Genomic DNA, 19223 nt, shown 5'->3' on the forward strand with positions numbered 1-19223 from the left:
CGATACGCGTCGCCCGGGCCTGAATCTGAAGCTCGAAAGACGGATGTTCAACGGACTCTTTCCCGCTGTTCGCTGCCGACGATGAAGTTTCCAGGCCGCAAGTGGCGCAAGCCCCGCCCACGTGAGATTTCCCGCTCAGGAACCTCCTACGTGACACGAGATGTCTCACGAGCTACCTCGTATGGCTCGAGTAGCGATCCGTATGTCTCGTATCTCATGGCTTTCGAGACACTGGGGTTTTGCGACACGTCGCATACAGATCCTCGCGTTACAGCCACCCCCGGAGGGACGTTAGGGAAACCGTTCGGACGGAACAGGGACGCACCAGCCCAACTCGACCGTTGTGGTCGGTTGACTGGACCGTCTTGGTGCGCCACGGTTGGTCAATCACGTCGGTGAACCGGTTCTTGCTCCGTTCCACTCTTCATGGACAGGTTGCAACTGTCGAGGCCGTCGGTGCTTAAGATACCGAGGAATTTATGGGCTCGCTCAATTGGGAGGATCTGCCGCTCACGGTCCGGACGAACCTTCGGTCATTGTCAGGGGGTGAGGGCAGATTCAGGTCTGTTAGTGGTGGTTACAGCGGTGCCATCACCGGTTTCCTCGGAGAATTCCTCTTCGCGAAAGCGATCCCGGTGAGCGACCCAGTTTCGAGCGACTTCTCCATAGAAGCCAAAGTTGCGACTGCGTTGAAGGGGATTGTGACAACGCCCACGTTGTGCTTCGGAGGAGTCATCGACGGATGGTCAATCTTGGTGTTTGAACTCGCCTCCGGAGTGATGCCGGAGGAGCCATGGCACCCGGCGCAGCTCAAGGTGGTTTTGCGGTCTGTGGATGCCATGACCGCCGCACTCACCCCCAGCCCGGTCACCCAGCTCCCTACTGTCGCGGACCGGATGCAGGGGCGTTCCAACACGTGGAGATTGTTACGCGAGGGTAGATCCCGCGACATGCTCACCGTACGCGATCTGAGCAATTGGGAGGTCTTGAATCTCGACCGACTAGCGAACCTCGAGGGGCAAGCAGAAACGCTCTCAGGCGAGACCCTGCTTCACTTCGACCTGCGGCATGACAATCTGCTCATCGATGATGATGAAGTGCGGTTTCTTGACTGGGGACGCGCCTGCATCGGCCCCGCGTGGGTAGACATTGTGTGCCTCCTTCTCGAGTCAAACACCGGCGATAGCGACCTGGAAGGCTTGTTCAGAGCCACCTCCCGCGGAGCGATCGCCGCCCCGCCGCAAGTGGACGTTTTCCTGGTTATGTTGGCAAGCTACTGGAGACATTCCGCACTGTTAGAAACGGACACCCCGGGACTTAGACAAAGACGCCAATACTCCTTAGAAGCAACACTTCGGTGGCTCTCCAACAGGTGGCTAGCCTGATGCCATGCCGGCTCATTGAGACACGACTGAATGCCTCCGACGGGAACCTGCCGAGCGGAACTCATTAGACGAAGACCGTTGGTCAGCTTCTTCGACGATCTCGCTGAGGCGCGATCACAGATTACGGAACAACTCTCTTCGGAACCGTTACATGTCCATCGCCGGCGGGCCAAAAGGAGGCGACGACGAGAACGCTCCTGTCCTGAACAAATGTGACCCAGACGTAATCTCATCCCTTTCCCATTCGATCGAGCGGCGTCGGAGAGGCTGTCTACCGTCAAATGAATACTCGATATGCACGGTGAGGGTCGACCAGCGGGCGCGCTCGGAACGATCGAAGATGTACTTCCGCGTCGTTGGTGGGATGCCCGTTTACCCGCCCGATTAACTTGCCCGCAAGGGTGCCCTATCTTCAACACAGAAAGTTGTCTCGTAACCCTAGGGAAACGAGACATCTCACGACTCGTGACCCGTGTTTCCGGCGTTCGGCGGAATCTCGTAACCCGTCGAGTCTCATAACTACGTCGCATAACCTTCTGGTTGTATGGCGTTACTCGTCGTTAGTTATGAGACACCGGAAATCGGTCCGGAAGCACATTGCTCGACTGCCGACCAACTGAAGCGGTTGGTGCGGGTGTCGTTTACCAGGCGCCGGGCTTGTAGTCCTTGAGGAAGCATCCGTAAAGGTCTTCGCCGGCCTCGCCACGCACGATCGGGTCGTAGACGCGCGCAGCACCGTCGACGAGGTCGAGCGGAGCGTGGAAGCCCTCCTCCGCGAGGCGGACCTTCGTCGGGTGCGGCCGCTCGTCGGTGATCCAGCCCGTGTCGACGGCGGTCATGAGGATGCCGTCGGTCTCAAGCATCTCGCCCGCGCTGGTGCGGGTGAGCATGTTAAGCGCTGCCTTCGCCATGTTCGTGTGCGGATGGCCCGGCCCCTTATAACGACGGGAGAACTGACCCTCCATCGCGGAGACATTCACCACGTACTTGCGGCGCGCAGGAGACGCAGCCATCGCGGGCCGGAGCCTGCTGATGAGCAGGAACGGCGCCGTGGTGTTGCAGAGCTGCACCTCGAGCATCTCGAGCGGGTCGACGTGCTCAACGTTCTGCACCCAGCTGTTGGTGGTCTGCAGGTCGGGTACGAGCCCACCGGCGTCGATGGCCGTTCCGTCTGCGTGCTTCTGGAGCGACGACGATCCCGGCGCCATGGCCAGGTTCGCAAGGTCAGCCGCGGTCAGTGCGGGTGCGCCCGCTTCGGCCACTGTCCCGGCCAGCGACGCGACCGACAGCAGCGGATGCGCTGAAACGGATGCCTGCAGCGCTTCGGGGTGCTGATCGGCGGTGTGCCCGAACGTCTCCATCTCAGGAAGAGGGCCATCGGGGAGCGGCTGCAGCTCGGCATCCGCCAGCAGCGAATAGGAGCCGGGGGAGCGGCGCACGGTCTGCGCCGCGTTGTTGATGAGGATGTCGAGTGGACCCTGCGCTGCGACAGAATCGGCGAGGCTGATCACCTGGGCCGGGTCACGCAGGTCGATGCCGACCACGCGGAGACGGTGCAGCCAATCGGCGGAGTCGGGCAGCGACGCAAAGCGACGGACGGCATCCCGCGGGAACCGCGTCGTGATCGTCGTGTGCGCGCCATCACGAAGCAGGCGAAGGGCGATGTACATGCCGATCTTCGCTCGGCCACCCGTGAGCAGCGCACGTTTGCCGGTGAGGTCGGTGCGGGCGTCGCGCTTGCTGTGGCTGAACCGCGCGCAGTCCGGGCAGAGCTGGTGGTAGAACGCGTCGACGAGCGTGTATGGCTGCTTGCAGATGTAGCAGTTGCGTGGCTTCAGCAGTTCACCGGCGGTGGGCGCCTCAATCGTGGTCGAGAGGGGGATGCCGCGCGTCTCGTCATCGATGCGATCGGATGCCCCGGTCGCGGTGGCCGCGATGACCGCCTTGTCGGCGTTGGCGATGGTGTCGCGCAGTTCACGGCGACGGTTGCGTTTGACGGCCTTGAACATCGCCGCGGTTGCCCGGCGTACGGTGATGTAGTCAGGGTGTTCCTCGTCGAGAGTGTTCATCGAGGCGAGGACTCGGAGCGTTGTCTCGAGTTCAGTGGGGTCAATTCCGGCGCCGGAGATGTCGGATTCACGGATGGCGTCGGTCATTTGGGCAAGTTTACCTGAGGTCATCTGCGAGAACGCCGCGCTCCCGAGTGGAAGGATGGCACTATGAACCCGATCGAGTGGCTGTTTGATGCCCAGCTGGTAATCGGCGACCAGACCATCCTCTGGCGTGAGGTCATCGGCAACCTGTTTGGCATGCTCAGCGCAGTCGGCGGTATGCGCCGCAAGGTGTGGGCGTGGCCGGTCGGTATCGTCGGTAACCTGCTGTTGTTCACGGTGTTCCTCGGTGCGGTCTTCGGGACCCCCAACCCGGTGAACCTGCTCGGCCAGGCTGGCCGCCAGGTCATGTTCATCATCGTTTCCATTTATGGCTGGGTTCAGTGGCGCAACAGCCGTAACTCGGGTGAGCAGACCGCAGTCACCCCGCACTGGGCGTCGAACAAGGTGCGGGTGTTCCTCATCCTCGGCCTGGTCGGCGGCACCCTCGTGCTCACACCGATCTTCCGGGCGCTCGGCTCGTACGAACCGGTCTGGGCAGACGCCTGGATCTTCATGGGCTCACTCCTCGCCACCTACGGCATGGCCAAGGGCTGGGTCGAGTTCTGGCTGATCTGGGTCGCCGTCGACATCGTCGGCGTTCCGCTCCTGGTCAGCGCCGGGTACTACGCCTCAGCGGTCCTCTACCTCTTCTATGGTGGCTTCACCCTCGTCGGCTTCTTCATCTGGATGCGCGTGCAGAAGAAGAACTCACTGACGATCGAGACGGCATTCCCCGACCCGACGGTGAAGCGGTAGCGGGCGCTCGCCGAAGCCACGTCGACGCGAGAACACCACTTCCGGTCGAGAGCATCCGGCGGAACTGATGTTCTCGACCGGAGCGGATGCTTTCGGCACGGAGACCACGGCGACCGCGGAGACCACGGCGACCGCGGAGATCGCGAAGGGCACAGCGACCGCGGATCGCGGGCTTGCCAGCCGAGTAGGGCATGATCGAAGAACAATGACTTCTCTCCTGCTCGACCCGCGCGCCCTTTCGACCACACAGGGCGAGGCGATCGATCCGGATGCCGTCTATGAGGCATTCAGCGACTGGGTCACGGCCACCGGCATCCGTTTGTATCCGGCACAGGAGGAAGCGATCATCGAGATCGTCTCGGGCCAGAACCTCATCCTCAGCACCCCGACCGGCACCGGCAAGTCGCTCGTCGCGGTCGGCGCGCACTATGCGGCACTCGTCGCGGGCAAGCGCAGCTTCTACACGGCCCCGATCAAGGCGCTCGTGAGCGAGAAGTTCTTCTCCCTCGTCGCGATCTTCGGCGCCGAGAACGTCGGCATGATGACCGGCGACTCCTCGGTCAACGCCGACGCCCCGATCATCTGCTGCACCGCAGAGATCCTCGCCAACCTCGCCCTCCGCCACGGTGAAGACACCGAGGTCGACCAGATCGTCATGGACGAGTTCCACTTCTACGCTGACCCCGACCGCGGCTGGGCGTGGCAGGTGCCGCTGCTGTCACTGCCGCGCGCCCAGTTCATCCTGCTCTCGGCGACCCTCGGCGACGTCACGGAGATCGCCGAAGACCTCACCCGCCGTACCGGGCGGGAGACCGCCCGCGTCACCGGTGTCGAGCGCCCGGTACCGCTGCATTTCTACTACGAGACCACGCCGATTCACGAGACCGTCGAAGAGCTCCTGACGACGGGCCAGGCCCCGATCTACGTCGTGCACTTCTCGCAGGCCGCCGCGATGGAGCGCGCCCAGTCGATGTCGAGCATGAAGGTCGCCACGAGAGAGCAACGGGATGCCATCGCCGAAGCGATCGGCGGCTTCCGGTTCACCACCAGCTTCGGCAAGACCCTCTCCCGGCTGCTTCGCGCCGGCATCGGTGTGCACCACGCGGGCATGCTGCCGAAGTACCGCCGTCTCGTCGAGCAGCTCGCGCAGCAGGGCATGCTGCGCGTGATCTGTGGCACCGACACTCTCGGCGTCGGCATCAACGTTCCCATTCGCACCGTGCTGTTCACCGCGCTGACCAAGTACGACGGCGTGAAGATGCGCCAGCTCAAGGCCCGCGAGTTCCACCAGATCGCCGGTCGGGCTGGGCGTGCGGGCTACGACACGGCCGGAACCGTCGTCGTGCAGGCGCCCGAGCACGAGACCGAGAACCTCAACGCCATCAAGAAGGCCGGCGACGACCCGAAGAAGAAGCGCAAGATCATCCGCAAGAAGGCGCCTGACGGGTTCGTCTCCTGGGGAGAGCCGTCCTTCCAGCGCCTCGTCGCCGCTGAACCGGAGACGCTCACGTCGAGCATGCAGATCACCTCGGCGATGCTCATCAACGTCATCGGCCGCGGGGGAGATGTCTATCAGCACGTCCACGACCTCGTCTTCGACAACCACGAACCGTTCAAACGCCAGCTCGAGCTCGCCCGACGCGCCCTCGGCATCTACCGCACGCTCCGCGACTCGGGCATCGTCGAGCAGTCGGCAGACGGGACGATTCGCCTCACCGTGGACCTGCAGCCCAACTTCGCGCTCAACCAGCCGTTGTCGCCGTTCGCGCTCGCCGCATTCGAGCTGCTCGACCCCGAAGACCCGAGCTACGCACTCGACATGATCTCCATCGTCGAGGCGACCCTCGATAACCCGCGTGCCGTGCTCAGCCAGCAGCAGTTCCTCGCCCGGGGCGAGGCTGTCGCCGCGATGAAGTCAGAGGGCATCGAGTACGACGAGCGGATGGAGCTGCTCGAGGAGGTCAGCTACCCGAAGCCGCTCAACGAACTGCTGACGATCACCTTCGAGACCTACAGCGCCTCCCAGCCGTGGATCCGTGACTTCGAGCTCAGCCCGAAGTCCGTGGTGCGCGACATGTACGAGCGCGCGATGTCGTTCGGTGAGTTCATCGCGTTCTACAAGCTCGCCCGCAGCGAGGGTGTCGTGCTGCGCTACCTGTCGGACGCGTACCGCGCCGCCCGCCAGACCATCCCCGACGAGGCCAAGAACGAAGACCTGCTCGACCTGATCGAGTGGCTCGGCGAGCTCGTGCGCCAGGTCGACTCGAGCTTGCTCGACGAGTGGGAAGAACTCACCCACCCCGACCCGGAGAAGCACGCCGAGCACGCGGGCGAGATTGTTCCGCCAGCACCGCAGCGCCTCAGCTCCAACGTTCGGGCGTTCCGCATCCTCGTGCGGAACGAGCTCTTCCGCCGGGTGCAACTGGCCGCGCTGGAAGACTACGACGCCCTCGGGGAGCTGGACGCGGCATCCGGATTCGACGCCGACCGCTGGGCCAACGCGCTCGACGGCTACTACGAACTGCACGACCAGATCCTCACCGGACCAGACGCGCGCAGCTCGAAGCTCCTCATCCTCGATGAGTCAGGGCCCGTCTGGACCGCCCGGCAAATCTTCGATGACCCGGCCGGCGACCACGACTGGGGGATCAGCGCGACGGTCGACCTCGCTGTGTCCGACGAGCAGGGGTTCGCCGTTGTCACCGTCACCGCGGTGGATTCCCTCTAGGTTCGGTTCGGAGCACGCCGTCGATTGGCGGATGCCGCTCGGAACCCGCTAAAGTCGAGGAATGGCCATCTTCGACAGCAGTGTTTCAGCCCAGGGCTTCGCCCCGAGCGCACTTCGTCGACGCCGTAACACCTCAGAGCGACGATAGGCGACGCTGGGCGAACGGTGCATGGCACGGTTCCGAGAGGCGCCGCCGACCATCCATCGTTCATCACCTCAATAAGGTAGAGCCATGTCCTTCTCTGTAGCCGTAGCCGGAGCATCCGGGTACGCAGGGGGCGAGTTGCTGCGATTGCTCGCGGCCCACCCCGACTTCGACATCCGCACCGTCACCGCGCATTCCAATGCGGGCCAGCCACTGGCATCCGTGCAACCGCACCTGCGGTCGCTCGCGCACCTGACCCTGACCGACACCACCCCGGAGAACCTCGCCGGGCACGATGTTGTCTTCCTCGCGCTGCCGCACGGCAAGTCCGGTGAGGTCACCGCCCAGCTCGACCCCGACACGCTCGTCATCGACTGCGGTGCCGACCACCGCCTCACCAGTGAGGCCGACTGGGCACAGTTCTACGGCGGCGACTACTTCGGCGCCTGGCAGTACGGCGTGCCGGAGCTTCAGCTCAGCACCCCGACGGGCTCGATCAAGCAGCGCGACAACCTCGTCGGCGCACGGCGGATCGCGGCCCCCGGCTGCAACGCGAGCACCGTCGCCCTCTCGCTCGTGCCAGGCATCCTCGCCGGAGTGATCGAGGCGACCGACATCGTCTCGGTACTCGCGGTCGGGCCGTCCGGTGCCGGCAAGGCGCTCAAGACCAACCTGCTCGCGAGTGAAATCCTCGGCTCCGCCAACCCATACGCGGTCGGCGGCACCCACCGGCACATCCCCGAGATCGCGCAGAGCCTTCGCACGGCGGGCGCCACCGACGTGAGCGTCTCGTTCACGCCGGTCCTCGTGCCGATGTCGCGCGGCATCCTCGCGACCAGCACCGCCCGCATCGTGCCGGGAACCAGCGCGGATGCGGTCCGTGCGGCCTGGCAGGACGCCTACGGTTCCGAGATCTTCGTGCAGCTCCTGCCGGAGGGGGAGTTCCCCCGGACCGCCGATGTGATCGGCGCGAACACCATGCTGATGGGGCTCGCCGTCGACGAAGCGGCCGGCCGTGTCGTCGTCGTGACCGCCGTCGACAACCTCGCCAAGGGCACCGCTGGTGCCGCCATCCAGTCAGCGAATATCGCGCTGGGACTCGACGAAGCAACTGGGCTTCCTCTGAACGGAGTAGCACCGTGACCGTCACCGCAGCACAGGGATTCGAAGCGTCAGGGATCGCAATCGGCCTCAAGGACTCGGGCGGCAAGGACCTCGCGCTCGTCGTCAACCGCGGACCCCGCCATGCGTCCGCCGCCGTGTTCACGAGCAACCGTGCGCAGGCCAACCCGATCCTCTGGTCGAAGCAGGTCATTGACGACGGAACGGTCAACGCGATCGTGCTCAACTCGGGCGGCGCGAACTGCTTTACCGGCCCCGAGGGCTTTCAGACCACCCACGCCACAGCCGAGGCCGTGGCATCCGCACTCGAGGTCTCAGCCGGCGACGTCCTCGTCTGCTCGACCGGCCTCATCGGCGTGCAGCTCGATCGTGACAAGCTCCTGCCCGGCGTCGCAACGGCTGCAGCCGCGCTCAGCACCGACGGCGGAACCGACGCCGCCGAGGCGATCCTCACCACCGACAGCCACGCGAAGACGGCGGTTGTCGAGGGCGACGGCTGGGTGATCGGCGGAATGGCGAAGGGCGCAGGGATGCTCGCGCCAGGGCTCGCCACCATGCTCGTCGTGCTCACAACCGACGCCGATCTCGCCAGCGACCAGCTCGACCGCGCGCTGCGGGCGGCCACCAGGGTCAGCTTCGACCGCCTCGACTCGGACGGCTGTATGTCGACGAACGACCAGGTCACTCTCCTCGCGTCGGGAGCATCCGGGGTCTCACCCGACGCCGATTCGTTCGCCGCTGCCGTCCGCGAGATCTGCCTCGACCTGGCCCGCCAGCTCCAGGGCGATGCTGAGGGCGCGAGCCACGACATCACCATCGAGGTCAACGGGGCTGTGAGCGAAGACGACGCCGTCGAGGTCGGCCGCTCCGTCGCACGGAACAACCTCTTCAAGGCCGCCGTCTTCGGCAACGACCCCAACTGGGGCCGGGTGCTCGCCGCGATCGGAACCACCCAGGCCGTGTTCGACCCATACGCCGTTGACGTCTCGATGAACGGTGTTCGGGTCTGTCATGCCGGGGCGCCGGACGCCCCGCGCGAGGACGTGGACCTCACCGGCCGTGCGGTCTCGGTCGTCATCGATCTCAAAGAGGGCACCGAGTCGGCCACCATCCTGACCAACGACCTCACGCACGACTACGTGCACGAGAACAGCGCGTACTCGAGTTGATGATGACGGATACAGCAGCTACCACAGACGCCATAGCGAAAGCCGCGGTGCTCATTGAAGCGCTGCCATGGCTCAAGCGCTACCACGGTGCCATTGCCGTCGTGAAGTTCGGCGGGAACGCCATGGTCAGTCCTGAACTCACCCGTGCCTTCGCCGAAGACATGGTCTTCCTCCGCCACGCGGGCCTCAAGCCCGTCGTCGTGCACGGAGGTGGACCGCAGATTTCGGCACGGCTCACCGAGCTCGGCATCGAGAGCGAATTCCGTGGCGGCTACCGTGTGACAACGCCCGAGGCCATGACCGTTGTTCGAGACGTCCTGAACCACGACGTCAACGCGCACCTCGTCGAGCTCATCAACGAGCATGGCAGCTTCTCGATCGGACTGAGCGGCGAAGCGGCGAGCAGCACCGAGTCCGGAGCGGCAACAACGCTCTTCACCGGAGCGCGCCGCGGTGCGGTCGTGAACGGCGAAACCGTCGACCTCGGTCTCGTCGGCGACGTCGTGTCGGTGGCGCCCCAGACCGTGCTCGACGCCATCGACGCCGGACTCATCCCCGTCATCTCATCGATCGCGCCCGACGGCGACGCGCCGGGCCAGGTGCTCAACGTGAACGCTGACGCCGCGGCATCCGCTCTCGCTGTGGCTCTGAACGCCGACAAGTTCCTCATCCTCACCGATGTCGCAGGCCTCTACAGTGACTGGCCCGATCGTGATTCGCTCGTGTCGGTCATCTCGACCACGGCGCTGCGCGATCTTCTGCCGGCGCTCGAATCGGGAATGATCCCGAAGATGGCCGCGTGTCTCGAGGCCGTCGACGGCGGAGTGCGCAACGCGGCGATCATCGATGGCAGGCTCGAGCATTCGATCCTGCTCGAGGTATTCACCCAGCAGGGCATCGGAACACAGATCGTGGGGGAGGACTCATGAAGGACTGGCACCTCGTCGCCGCGCACGACATGATGCGCGTCTTCGGCGAACCTCAGGCACTGCTCACGCACGGTTCAGGATGCATGGTCTGGGACGAAGACGGTCGCGAATACCTCGACTTCCTCGGCGGGATCGCCGTCAATGCGCTCGGCCACGCCCACCCGGTGCTCGTCGAGGCCATCGCCACCCAGGCGGCAACACTCATCCACGTGTCGAACTACTTCGTCACGGCACCGCAGCTCGAACTGGCCGCACGGCTCAAGCGGCTGACCGGTGCGGGGGATGCCGGCCGGCTCTACTTCGCAAACTCAGGGGCAGAAGCCAACGAGGCGGCGTTCAAACTCGCGCGGCTCAACAACGGCGACGGCCGCCGCACCCGTATTCTCGCGCTCAACAACTCGTTCCACGGCCGCACGATGGGTGCGCTCGCGCTCACGGGCAAGCCGTCCATCCGTGAGGCGTTTGAGCCGATGGTGCCCGGTGTCACCCACATCGATGCCACGCTCGAGGCGCTCGAGAGCGCTTTCGACGACACCGTCGCCGCGATCATCGTCGAACCGATCCAGGGCGAGGCAGGCGTGCGCGAGCTGCCGGCCGGGTTCCTCGGCCGCGCCCGTGAGCTCGCCACCCGGCACGGCGCGTTGCTGATCGTCGACGAGATCCAGACCGGTGCCGGCCGCACCGGGTCCTGGTTCGCGTTCCAGCGGGAGGGCATCGTTCCGGATGCCGTGACCCTCGCGAAAGGAATCGGCGGGGGAGTGCCGATCGGCGCCCTCGTGACGTTTGGTGCGGCATCCGACCTCTTCACACCGGGCCAGCACGGTTCGACGTTCAGCGGCAACCCGCTCGCGACCGCGGCAGCCAACGCCGTGCTCGGCGAGATCGAGACCGCTGGCCTCGTCGATAATGCCCGGGCGCGCGGTGAGCAACTGCGCGAGCTGATCGCGGCCATCGGCTCACCGCTGATCGCCGGCGTTCGGGGACGCGGACTGCTCCTCGGCATCGAGCTGACCGAACCCGTCGCACCGGCGCTCGTCTCGGCGGCGCTTGCCGAGGGCCTCATCATCAACGCGCCGAACCCCCAAACGATCCGGCTCGCACCGCCGCTGATTGTCGGCGACGCCGAACTCGCCGGGTTCGACCGACGCTTCCGTGCGGCACTCGATCGCGCGACAGCGATCGCCGACGGCACACCTTCGCCCACCACAACACCGATTGCAGGCACGACATGACCCGGCACTTCCTCCGCGACGACGACCTCAGCCCCGCTGAGCAAGCCGAGATCCTCGATCTCGCGATCGAGATGAAGCGCGACAGGTTCTCGCGTCGTCCCCTCGAGGGTCCGCAGACCGTTGCGGTGATCTTCGACAAGTCGTCGACCCGCACCCGGGTTTCGTTCGCCGTCGGCATCGCCGACCTCGGCGGATCACCGCTTATCATTTCCACCGCGTCGAGCCAGCTCGGTGGAAAGGAGACCGCTGCCGACACCGCGCGCGTGCTCGAACGCCAGGTCGCAGCGATCGTCTGGCGCACCTTCGGCCAGGCCGGACTCGAGGAGATGGCAAACGGCACGACGGTTCCCGTCGTCAACGCGTTGAGTGATGAGTTTCACCCGTGCCAGTTGCTCGCCGACCTGCTCACGATCAAGGAGCACAAGGGCACCCTCGCGGGGCTCACCCTCACCTTCGTCGGTGACGGTGGCTGCAACATGGCGCATTCCTACCTGCTCGCGGGTGCGACGGCGGGGATGAACGTGCGGATTGCGTCACCGGAGGGGTTCACTCCGGACCCAGCAGTTGTCGCCGACGCCACACGCATCGCAGCGACGACCGGCGGATCGATCGCCCTCTTCGGCGACGCCCGCGAGGCGGCATCCGGTTCCGACATCCTCATCACCGACACCTGGGTGTCGATGGGCAAGGAAGAGGAGAAGGCGGCACGGGTTGCCGTGCTTAACCCGTTCAGGGTCGACGCCGAGATGATGGCGCTCGCGAAGAGCGACGCCGTATTCATGCACTGCCTCCCGGCTGACCGTGGCTTCGAGGTCACCGCCGATGTCATCGACGGACCGCAGTCGATTATCTGGGACGAAGCAGAAAACCGACTGCACGCCCAGAAGGCGCTGCTCGTCTGGCTGCTCGAACGCGCCTGACCCACAGGGCCAGCCCGGACCATCCGGGCACTTTCACTACACTTTTAACCACAAGCAATCAAGGAGAATCTCATGGCGGAACGCGTCGTACTCGCATACTCGGGCGGTCTCGACACCTCGGTCGGCATCGGATGGCTGAAGGATGCGACAGGTAAAGAGGTCGTGGCACTCGCCATCGACGTCGGACAAGAGGGCGAGGACATGGAGGTCATCCGCCAGCGCGCCCTCGACTGTGGCGCCGTTGAGTCGGTCGTCGTCGACGCGCGCGAGGAGTTCGCCAGCGACTACCTGATGCCGGCACTCAAGGCGAACGCGCTGTACCAGAAGCGCTACCCGCTGGTCTCGGCTCTCAGCCGTCCGCTCATCGCGAAGTACCTGGCATCCACCGCCAAGGAGCTCGGCGCCAACAGCGTTGCACACGGGTGCACCGGCAAGGGCAACGACCAGGTCCGCTTCGAAGCCGCCGTCGCCGCACTCGCGCCAGACCTGACGAGCATCGCTCCGGTCCGCGACCTCGCGCTGACCCGCGACAAGGCCATCGTCTACGCCGAGCAGCACAACCTGCCGATCGCGCAGTCGAAGAAGAGCCCGTACTCGATCGACCAGAACGTCTGGGGTCGCGCCGTTGAGACCGGCTTCCTCGAAGACCCGTGGAACCCGCCGATCGAAGACCTCTACACCTACACGAAGGACCCCGCTCAGGCCGGAGCGCCGACCGAGGTCGTCATCACCTTCGACCAGGGTGTGCCCGTTGCCTACGACGGCAAGTCCATCACGCCGCTCCAGGCCGTCGAGCTCATGAACCGCCTCGCCGGTGACCAGGGCGTCGGCCGGATCGACATCGTCGAAGACCGCCTCATCGGCATCAAGAGCCGCGAGGTTTACGAGTCACCAGCCGGCATCGCGCTCATCACCGCACACGAAGAGCTCGAGAACATGACTATCGAGCGCGACCTCGCACGCTACAAGCGCACCGTCGAGTCGAAGTGGGCAGAGCTCGTGTACGACGGACTCTGGTTCTCCGGTCTCAAGAAGGCGCTCGACGTCTTCATCGACGAGACCCAGAAGCACGTTTCGGGCGACATCCGCCTCAAGCTGCACGCCGGTTCTGCCGTCGTCACCGGCCGCAGGAGCGACTCGAGCCTCTACGACTTCAACCTCGCCACCTACGACACGGGCGACACGTTCGACCAGTCGATGGCGAAGGGCTTCATCGAGCTGTGGTCGCTGCCGAGCAAGATCTCGGCTCGGCGCGACGCAGGTCAGGAGTAGCGCCGTGTCGGGTGACGACTCCACCAACCGGGCAAGTGAAGCCGGTGCACTCTGGGGCGGACGCTTCGCCAGCGGGCCGTCACCCGAACTGGCTCGCCTGAGCAAGTCGACGCAGTTCGACTGGCAGCTTGCACCATATGACATCGCCGGTTCACGGGCGCACGCCAAGGCACTCGCCGCGGCGGGTTACCTCAGCGACGACGAGCTTGTTGCCATGCTGGATGCCCTCGATCGCCTCGAAGAGGACGCCGCCTCCGGCGCGTTCACTGCTGACGAAGCCGACGAGGACGTGCACTCCGCGCTCGAGCGCGGTCTGATCGACCGCGCCGGTGTTGAACTGGGCGGCAAGCTTCGCGCCGGTCGCAGCCGGAACGACCAGATCGCGACCCTGGTTCGGCTGTACCTGCTGAACCACTCGCGCGTGATCGGGCACCTCGTCATCCAGCTGATCGATGCCATCGCCTCACAGGCCGAGGCGCACGCCGACGCCCCGATGCCCGGACGCACGCACCTCCAGCACGCTCAGCCGGTGCTGCTCGCGCACCACCTGCTCGCCCACGCCTGGCCGCTCGTGCGTGACCTCGAGCGCCTCGCCGACTGGACCAAGCGGGCCTCGGCGTCGCCGTACGGATCCGGTGCGCTTGCGGGAAGCTCGCTTGGCCTCGATCCGCAGCTCGTGGCATCCGAACTGGGCCTCGACCGCCCGACCGAGAACTCGCTCGATGCGACGGCGAGCCGTGACGTTGTCGCGGAATTCGCCTTCATCGCATCGCTCATCGGTATCAACCTGTCGCGTTTCGCCGAGGACATCATCGTGTGGAACACACGCGAGTTCAACCTCGTCACCCTCGACGATGGCTACTCGACGGGCTCGAGCATCATGCCGCAGAAGAAGAACCCGGACATCGCCGAACTCGCTCGCGGCAAATCGGGTCGGCTCATCGGCAACCTCACCGGGCTGCTGGCGACGTTCAAGGGACTTCCTCTCGCGTACAACCGCGACATTCAGGAAGACAAGGAGCCGGTCTTCGACACTGTGGAACAGCTCGAGGTCCTGCTGCCCGCCTTCACCGGCATGGTTGCGACGCTGCGTTTCAACACCGAGCGCATGGCCGAGCTTGCCCCGCAGGGCTTCTCGCTCGCGACGGATGTTGCCGAGTGGCTTGTTCGACAGGGCGTCAGCTTCCGCGATGCGCACGAGATCTCGGGTGAGCTCGTGCAGTTCTGCGAGAAGCGCGGACTCGAGCTCCATGAGCCCTCTGACGAGGACCTCGCCGGAATCTCCGAGCACCTCGTGCCGGCGGTTCGGGATGTGCTCACCGTCCAGGGGTCGATTGCGTCACGCAACGGCGTCGGCGGAACCGCTCCCGACCGGGTGGCCGAGCAGCGCCACCAGCTGGTCGAGCGTGTCCGTGTTCTGTCGCAGGCACTCCGCGCCTGAGAATGTTCGACCGCGCGTTCTTCGAGCGCCCGTCCGTTGACGTAGCACCGCACCTTCTGGGTGCGGTGCTTCGTCATACGACGGATGCCGGCACCGTCGGTGTGCGCATCACCGAGGTGGAGGCGTATATCGGGCAGGGCGTGGACCCGGGTTCGCACGCGTTCCGCGGTAAGACGGCTCGGAACGCGAGCATGTTCGGTGAGCCGGGGCACCTGTACTGCTACTTCACCTACGGGATGCACGTGTGCGCCAACGTGGTCTGCTCACCCGAGGGCGAAGCATCCGCGTGTCTGATCCGTGCGGGCGAGATCGTCGAGGGTATCGAGCTGGCGCGGTTCCGGCGGACAACCTCGAAGAGCGACCGCGACCTGGCGCAGGGGCCGGCGCGGCTCGTCGTCGCCCTCGGCATCAGCCTGGCTGAGAACGGGAGCGACCTGTTTGCCCCGCCATTCTCGCTCGAACCAGCGGGCGAGCCCGCCGCGTACGAGACGGGTCCCCGAACCGGTGTCGCTGGCGGTGCCGACCTGCCCTGGCGGTTCTGGATCCCCGGTGAGTCGAGCGTGTCACCCTACAAGCGGCATCCGAAGGCCTGAGCGCTGGCGCAGGTCGCTGCCAACCGGCAGCGGATCAGCTGAGCGCCAGGTAGAACAGCGCCGCACTCGACGACGCCCAGATCAGGCTCGCGAACGTGCCGATGATGAACCGCTCACGGGCCTCGGGGGCCTCGAGCTCGGTGAACCGGCCGACACCCTTGATCGCAACGATGATCGCGATGGCCTCGGGGAATCCGGCCATGAGTGTGGCCGCAACGGCGAACCGCTCGAGGTAGCCGATCGTGCGCCCGCCGCGCAGCACCTCGTGCTGGGCGCCGGCTGACGCGCGCGCGGCTCCGCGGCCGGTGCGATCGGGCTCGGTGACGAGGATGCCGCCGAATAGTCCGGGCCGGACGAGACCGCGGGTTGCGAGCTTGAGCACATAGCTCGTGGCGGTGCCGCCCCCGAGCACGGCGATCGCGACGGAAAGCACGCCGAGCGCGATAAGCACGCCGAGCGGAACGACGGGCGACGGGATCGCGAGAAGGATGACGTCGACCGCGAGGATCACGGCGGCGATGATGATCCACCGTGGTCGCTGGCGCCACTGCGCGAGCAAAATCACACCGAGACAGGCCGCGGCGAGCAGGAGGACGAGCACCCAGTAGATGGTGCCGGGAACCGTGCCGACGATCGGGGTCATGCCTCGGTCTCCTCGCTGGGGTTGATGGTGTCGAGTAGCCTAACAAGTGCCTCGGACGCTGCCCGTTCGACACGGATTCCCGCGGCCCGGGCACGGAGGCTCGCGGCTCCCGGCGTGATCCCGAGCCTGTCGGCCGACTCCGACTGGGTCAGTCCGCTCGACAGGAGGTCGTACAACTCCCAGCCCCCGTCGGTGCGACGGTCCCGCAGGTGCAGCAGCAGCGTCACGAGCGCCTCAACGTCGCTGCCACGAAGAGCGGGGGAGTCCTCGTTCTCTTCACTGGCCAGGGTGAGCGCGAAACGGGTCGGCTGCTTCTTTGCGCGCGTGACGGCATCCCGCGCCGCATAAAAGGCCTCGCCCGTCGCTTCGCGGGTATCGGCGGGGAGCGGCTGGCGGACGGAACCCACCCCGACGCCAACACTCCAGGCGCCGTCACGGGTCAGCGCGAGGACGAGGGAGAGGACGAGCTCGGCATCGTCGACGAGGAGCTGCAACTCATCGCCAGCCGTTCGGTCGGCAGGGAGGAGTAGCCGATCGCCGTACTCGGAGTTGAGAGCGGCAAGCGTGTCAGCGACCTTGTCTGCGGTGTTGCGGCTGTCGACCTGGTCGGCGGTGAGAACGAACATGGCACTCCTCGGGTTTAGCCCACAAGCATAACTCCAATAATATTAGGAAATAACCTAAACCATGTCAAGGGTGAGGTCTCAGCCTCACATCCGCCGCGGTCGGGCACACGTGCGCTGGTATCGTGTGAGTCGTGTCCACGTCACTACTCTCAAGCCAAACGAATGATTCCACCTTCGACGACATCTGGGAGGAACTCGTCTGGCGAGGACTCGTGCACGTGTCGACCGATGCGGGTGAGCTGAAAGAGCTCCTCTCCGGCGCGCCGATCACCTACTACTGCGGGTTCGACCCGACGGCACCGAGCCTGCACCTCGGCAACCTGGTCCAGCTCCTGGTCATGCGCCGCATCCAGCTCGCCGGCCACAAGCCGCTCGGCCTCGTCGGCGGATCGACCGGGCTCATCGGCGACCCACGCCCGACGGCCGAACGCACGCTCAATACCCGCGAGACTGTTGCCGACTGGGTGGAGCGACTGCAGGGCCAGGTCTCCCGGTTCCTGAGTTTCGACGGTGACAATGCCGCACGCATGGTGAACAACCTCGACTGGACGGCGCCGCTCTCCGCCATCGACTTCCTCCGCGACGTCGGCAAGTACTTCCGGGTTGGAACAATGCTCAAGAAGGATGCCGTCAGCGCACGCCTCAACTCCGACGCGGGCATCAGCTACACCGAGTTCAGCTACCAGATCCTGCAGGGCATGGACTTCCTCGAGCTGTTCCGCAGCTACGGCTGTGTGCTGCAGACCGGTGGCAGCGACCAGTGGGGAAACCTCACGAGCGGAACCGACCTCATCCACAAGGCCGAGGGGAAGAGCGCGCACGCCATCGGCACCCCGCTCATCACCAACTCGGACGGCACGAAGTTCGGCAAGAGCGAGGGCAACGCCGTCTGGCTCGACCCCGAGATGACGAGTCCGTACGCCTTCTACCAGTTCTGGGTCAATTCCGACGACGCCGACGTCATCGCGCGGCTCAAGGTGTTCACCTTCCTCACTCGCGAAGAGATCGAGCGACTCGAAGAAGCTGTCGCTTCCGAGCCGTTCCGTCGGGAAGCACAGAAGCGACTCGCGTACGAGGTCACCTCTCTCGTTCACGGTGTCGACGCAACGGATGCCGCGATCGCCGCGTCCGCAGCCCTCTTCGGCCAGGGCGAACTGACGGGTCTCGACGCCGCAACGCTCGCCTCAGCGCTTTCCGAACTCCCGAATGTGACCGCTGCGCTCGGGGTTCCGCTGACCCAGCTCCTCGTTGACACCAAGCTCACCTCGAGCATCGGCGAGGCACGCCGTGCGATTGCGCAGGGTGGTGTGTACCTCAACAACGCCAAGGTCACCGATGAGTCTGCCGTTCTCGACGACACCCTGGCCGGGGGAGTGGCGGTTCTCCGGAGGGGCAAGAAGACTCTCGCTGGCGTGTTTACGGCGTAGTCGAGCGCCCCGGTCGGGGTGTCCGCGGGGGTCGCCCCGGGCGACACGCCCGACCTGCACCGGCGAGTTGCGAGCTGGCCGCACTGAACGTAAAGTACTTACTTGTCACCCCAAAGGTGCGGCTGAGCTTAGCTCGTCGGCCTCATGCGGGACGAACTTCTTCAGATACGAAGACACTCGATTATTCGGGTCGATCGGCGTCTGAAGATGACCCTCCACCAGGGTCCAACTCGATACGAGTCTGAACGAACTTCGGTTCGGAAAGAGCGTGGTCAGGATGGCAAATAACTGGTGCTAGGGTAGAGAAGTTGCCCTGCGGAGCAGCCCGGAAGGGTGAAAAGCGGGAGCATCCGATCCTTGAGAACTCAACAGCGTGCACAATGTCAAATGCCAAATACCCGTTGACTCGACCTTTTCTGGTTGGGTTACGGATTCCTTTGGAAAACATTTAAACAACAAAGCAAGTCAGTAATGATTTGTTCTGTCAGTTTCAAACTCGCGACGTTTTCACCTATTCCGGTGGGATGTCGCAAACAATGTGCCGGCACCTTCGGGTGCCTGGCAATTAAACATTTACGGAGAGTTTGATCCTGGCTCAGGACGAACGCTGGCGGCGTGCTTAACACATGCAAGTCGAACGATGATCCAGAGCTTGCTCTGGTGATTAGTGGCGAACGGGTGA

General features: G+C 65.0%; 15 protein-coding genes and 1 rRNA gene. 13 read left to right on the forward strand and 3 right to left on the reverse strand.

Translation table 11 applies throughout. The features are described 5' to 3' along the window. The first annotated feature begins 479 nt into the window (after positions 1-479). Positions 480-1385, forward strand: coding sequence for an aminoglycoside phosphotransferase family protein (locus tag AC1C2N_RS04750; RefSeq protein WP_495433052.1), 906 nt, complete (start codon positions 480-482; stop codon positions 1383-1385). Between the two features lie 641 nt (positions 1386-2026). Here AC1C2N_RS04750 and AC1C2N_RS04755 read toward each other — a convergent pair. After that, on the reverse strand, positions 2027-3541 hold the full coding sequence (locus AC1C2N_RS04755) for an SDR family NAD(P)-dependent oxidoreductase (RefSeq protein WP_495433053.1): 1515 nt from the start codon (positions 3539-3541) through the stop codon (positions 2027-2029). A gap of 63 nt (positions 3542-3604) precedes the next feature. Between AC1C2N_RS04755 and pnuC the strand changes: the two genes are divergently transcribed. The 10 genes from pnuC (at position 3605) to AC1C2N_RS04805 (ending at position 15845) form a co-directional block, all read left to right on the forward strand. Continuing rightward, positions 3605-4294: a nicotinamide riboside transporter PnuC gene (pnuC, locus tag AC1C2N_RS04760; protein ID WP_483405863.1), complete on the forward strand. Its 690-nt coding sequence runs from the start codon at positions 3605-3607 to the stop codon at positions 4292-4294. 205 nt (positions 4295-4499) lie between these two features. Next, a complete protein-coding gene (locus tag AC1C2N_RS04765) occupies positions 4500-7022 on the forward strand; it encodes a DEAD/DEAH box helicase (RefSeq protein WP_495433054.1) in 2523 nt (840 codons plus the stop codon). 232 nt (positions 7023-7254) lie between these two features. Then, complete coding sequence (gene argC / locus AC1C2N_RS04770; RefSeq protein ID WP_483405865.1) at positions 7255-8310, forward strand: N-acetyl-gamma-glutamyl-phosphate reductase; 1056 nt, start codon at positions 7255-7257, stop codon at positions 8308-8310. Further along, positions 8307-9458 carry a bifunctional glutamate N-acetyltransferase/amino-acid acetyltransferase ArgJ gene (argJ, locus tag AC1C2N_RS04775; protein WP_483405866.1) on the forward strand — a complete coding sequence of 384 codons (1152 nt, stop codon included), beginning with the start codon at positions 8307-8309 and terminating at the stop codon, positions 9456-9458. The genes argC and argJ overlap by 4 nt, the downstream gene beginning before the upstream one ends. A gap of 2 nt (positions 9459-9460) precedes the next feature. Beyond that, on the forward strand, positions 9461-10387 hold the full coding sequence (argB, locus tag AC1C2N_RS04780) for an acetylglutamate kinase (RefSeq protein ID WP_483405867.1): 927 nt from the start codon (positions 9461-9463) through the stop codon (positions 10385-10387). Continuing rightward, positions 10384-11619 carry an acetylornithine transaminase gene (locus AC1C2N_RS04785; protein ID WP_495433055.1) on the forward strand — a complete coding sequence of 412 codons (1236 nt, stop codon included), beginning with the start codon at positions 10384-10386 and terminating at the stop codon, positions 11617-11619. Before argB ends, AC1C2N_RS04785 begins: the two co-directional genes overlap by 4 nt. Then, the gene (gene argF / locus AC1C2N_RS04790) at positions 11616-12539 is read left to right on the forward strand and encodes an ornithine carbamoyltransferase (protein ID WP_483405869.1); all 924 of its coding nucleotides are present in this window, start codon (positions 11616-11618) and stop codon (positions 12537-12539) included. The genes AC1C2N_RS04785 and argF overlap by 4 nt, the downstream gene beginning before the upstream one ends. Before the next feature lie 72 nt (positions 12540-12611). Next, positions 12612-13811, forward strand: a complete 1200-nt coding sequence (locus AC1C2N_RS04795) for an argininosuccinate synthase (RefSeq protein WP_108962794.1) — start codon at positions 12612-12614, stop codon at positions 13809-13811. A gap of 4 nt (positions 13812-13815) precedes the next feature. After that, positions 13816-15252, forward strand: coding sequence for an argininosuccinate lyase (gene argH / locus AC1C2N_RS04800; RefSeq protein ID WP_483405870.1), 1437 nt, complete (start codon positions 13816-13818; stop codon positions 15250-15252). A 2-nt stretch (positions 15253-15254) separates the two neighbouring features. Continuing rightward, entirely contained in the window at positions 15255-15845 is a 591-nt protein-coding gene (locus AC1C2N_RS04805) for a DNA-3-methyladenine glycosylase (RefSeq protein ID WP_483405871.1), read from the forward strand. Between the two features lie 34 nt (positions 15846-15879). On the opposite strand, the gene AC1C2N_RS04810 is transcribed toward AC1C2N_RS04805, so the two are convergent. Together AC1C2N_RS04810 and AC1C2N_RS04815 are read right to left on the reverse strand one after the other, a co-directional pair. After that, positions 15880-16488 carry a hypothetical protein gene (locus AC1C2N_RS04810; protein ID WP_495433056.1) on the reverse strand — a complete coding sequence of 203 codons (609 nt, stop codon included), beginning with the start codon at positions 16486-16488 and terminating at the stop codon, positions 15880-15882. Next, a complete protein-coding gene (locus AC1C2N_RS04815; protein WP_495433057.1) occupies positions 16485-17114 on the reverse strand; it encodes a DNA-binding protein in 630 nt (209 codons plus the stop codon). Before AC1C2N_RS04815 ends, AC1C2N_RS04810 begins: the two co-directional genes overlap by 4 nt. A gap of 131 nt (positions 17115-17245) precedes the next feature. Here AC1C2N_RS04815 and tyrS point away from each other — a divergent pair, with 131 nt between their 5' ends. Both tyrS and AC1C2N_RS04825 read left to right on the forward strand, forming a co-directional pair. After that, positions 17246-18541 carry a tyrosine--tRNA ligase gene (gene tyrS / locus AC1C2N_RS04820; protein ID WP_495433058.1) on the forward strand — a complete coding sequence of 432 codons (1296 nt, stop codon included), beginning with the start codon at positions 17246-17248 and terminating at the stop codon, positions 18539-18541. 572 nt (positions 18542-19113) lie between these two features. Then, positions 19114-19223: ribosomal RNA gene (locus tag AC1C2N_RS04825) — 16S ribosomal RNA — on the forward strand; the annotation flags it as partial.

Source organism: Mycetocola sp. Y791, assembly GCF_059445325.1.

Bases quoted from the DNA above. Each gene is read 5' to 3' on its own strand.
- AC1C2N_RS04750 (WP_495433052.1), top strand. From the start codon at position 480: ATGGGCTCGCTCAATTGGGAGGATCTGCCGCTCACGGTCCGGACGAAC.
- AC1C2N_RS04755 (WP_495433053.1), bottom strand. From the start codon at position 3,541: ATGACCGACGCCATCCGTGAATCCGACATCTCCGGCGCCGGAATTGAC.
- pnuC (WP_483405863.1), top strand. From the start codon at position 3,605: ATGAACCCGATCGAGTGGCTGTTTGATGCCCAGCTGGTAATCGGCGAC.
- AC1C2N_RS04765 (WP_495433054.1), top strand. From the start codon at position 4,500: ATGACTTCTCTCCTGCTCGACCCGCGCGCCCTTTCGACCACACAGGGC.
- argC (WP_483405865.1), top strand. From the start codon at position 7,255: ATGTCCTTCTCTGTAGCCGTAGCCGGAGCATCCGGGTACGCAGGGGGC.
- argB (WP_483405867.1), top strand. From the start codon at position 9,461: ATGACGGATACAGCAGCTACCACAGACGCCATAGCGAAAGCCGCGGTG.
- AC1C2N_RS04785 (WP_495433055.1), top strand. From the start codon at position 10,384: ATGAAGGACTGGCACCTCGTCGCCGCGCACGACATGATGCGCGTCTTC.
- argF (WP_483405869.1), top strand. From the start codon at position 11,616: ATGACCCGGCACTTCCTCCGCGACGACGACCTCAGCCCCGCTGAGCAA.
- AC1C2N_RS04795 (WP_108962794.1), top strand. From the start codon at position 12,612: ATGGCGGAACGCGTCGTACTCGCATACTCGGGCGGTCTCGACACCTCG.
- AC1C2N_RS04805 (WP_483405871.1), top strand. From the start codon at position 15,255: ATGTTCGACCGCGCGTTCTTCGAGCGCCCGTCCGTTGACGTAGCACCG.
- AC1C2N_RS04810 (WP_495433056.1), bottom strand. From the start codon at position 16,488: ATGACCCCGATCGTCGGCACGGTTCCCGGCACCATCTACTGGGTGCTC.
- AC1C2N_RS04815 (WP_495433057.1), bottom strand. From the start codon at position 17,114: ATGTTCGTTCTCACCGCCGACCAGGTCGACAGCCGCAACACCGCAGAC.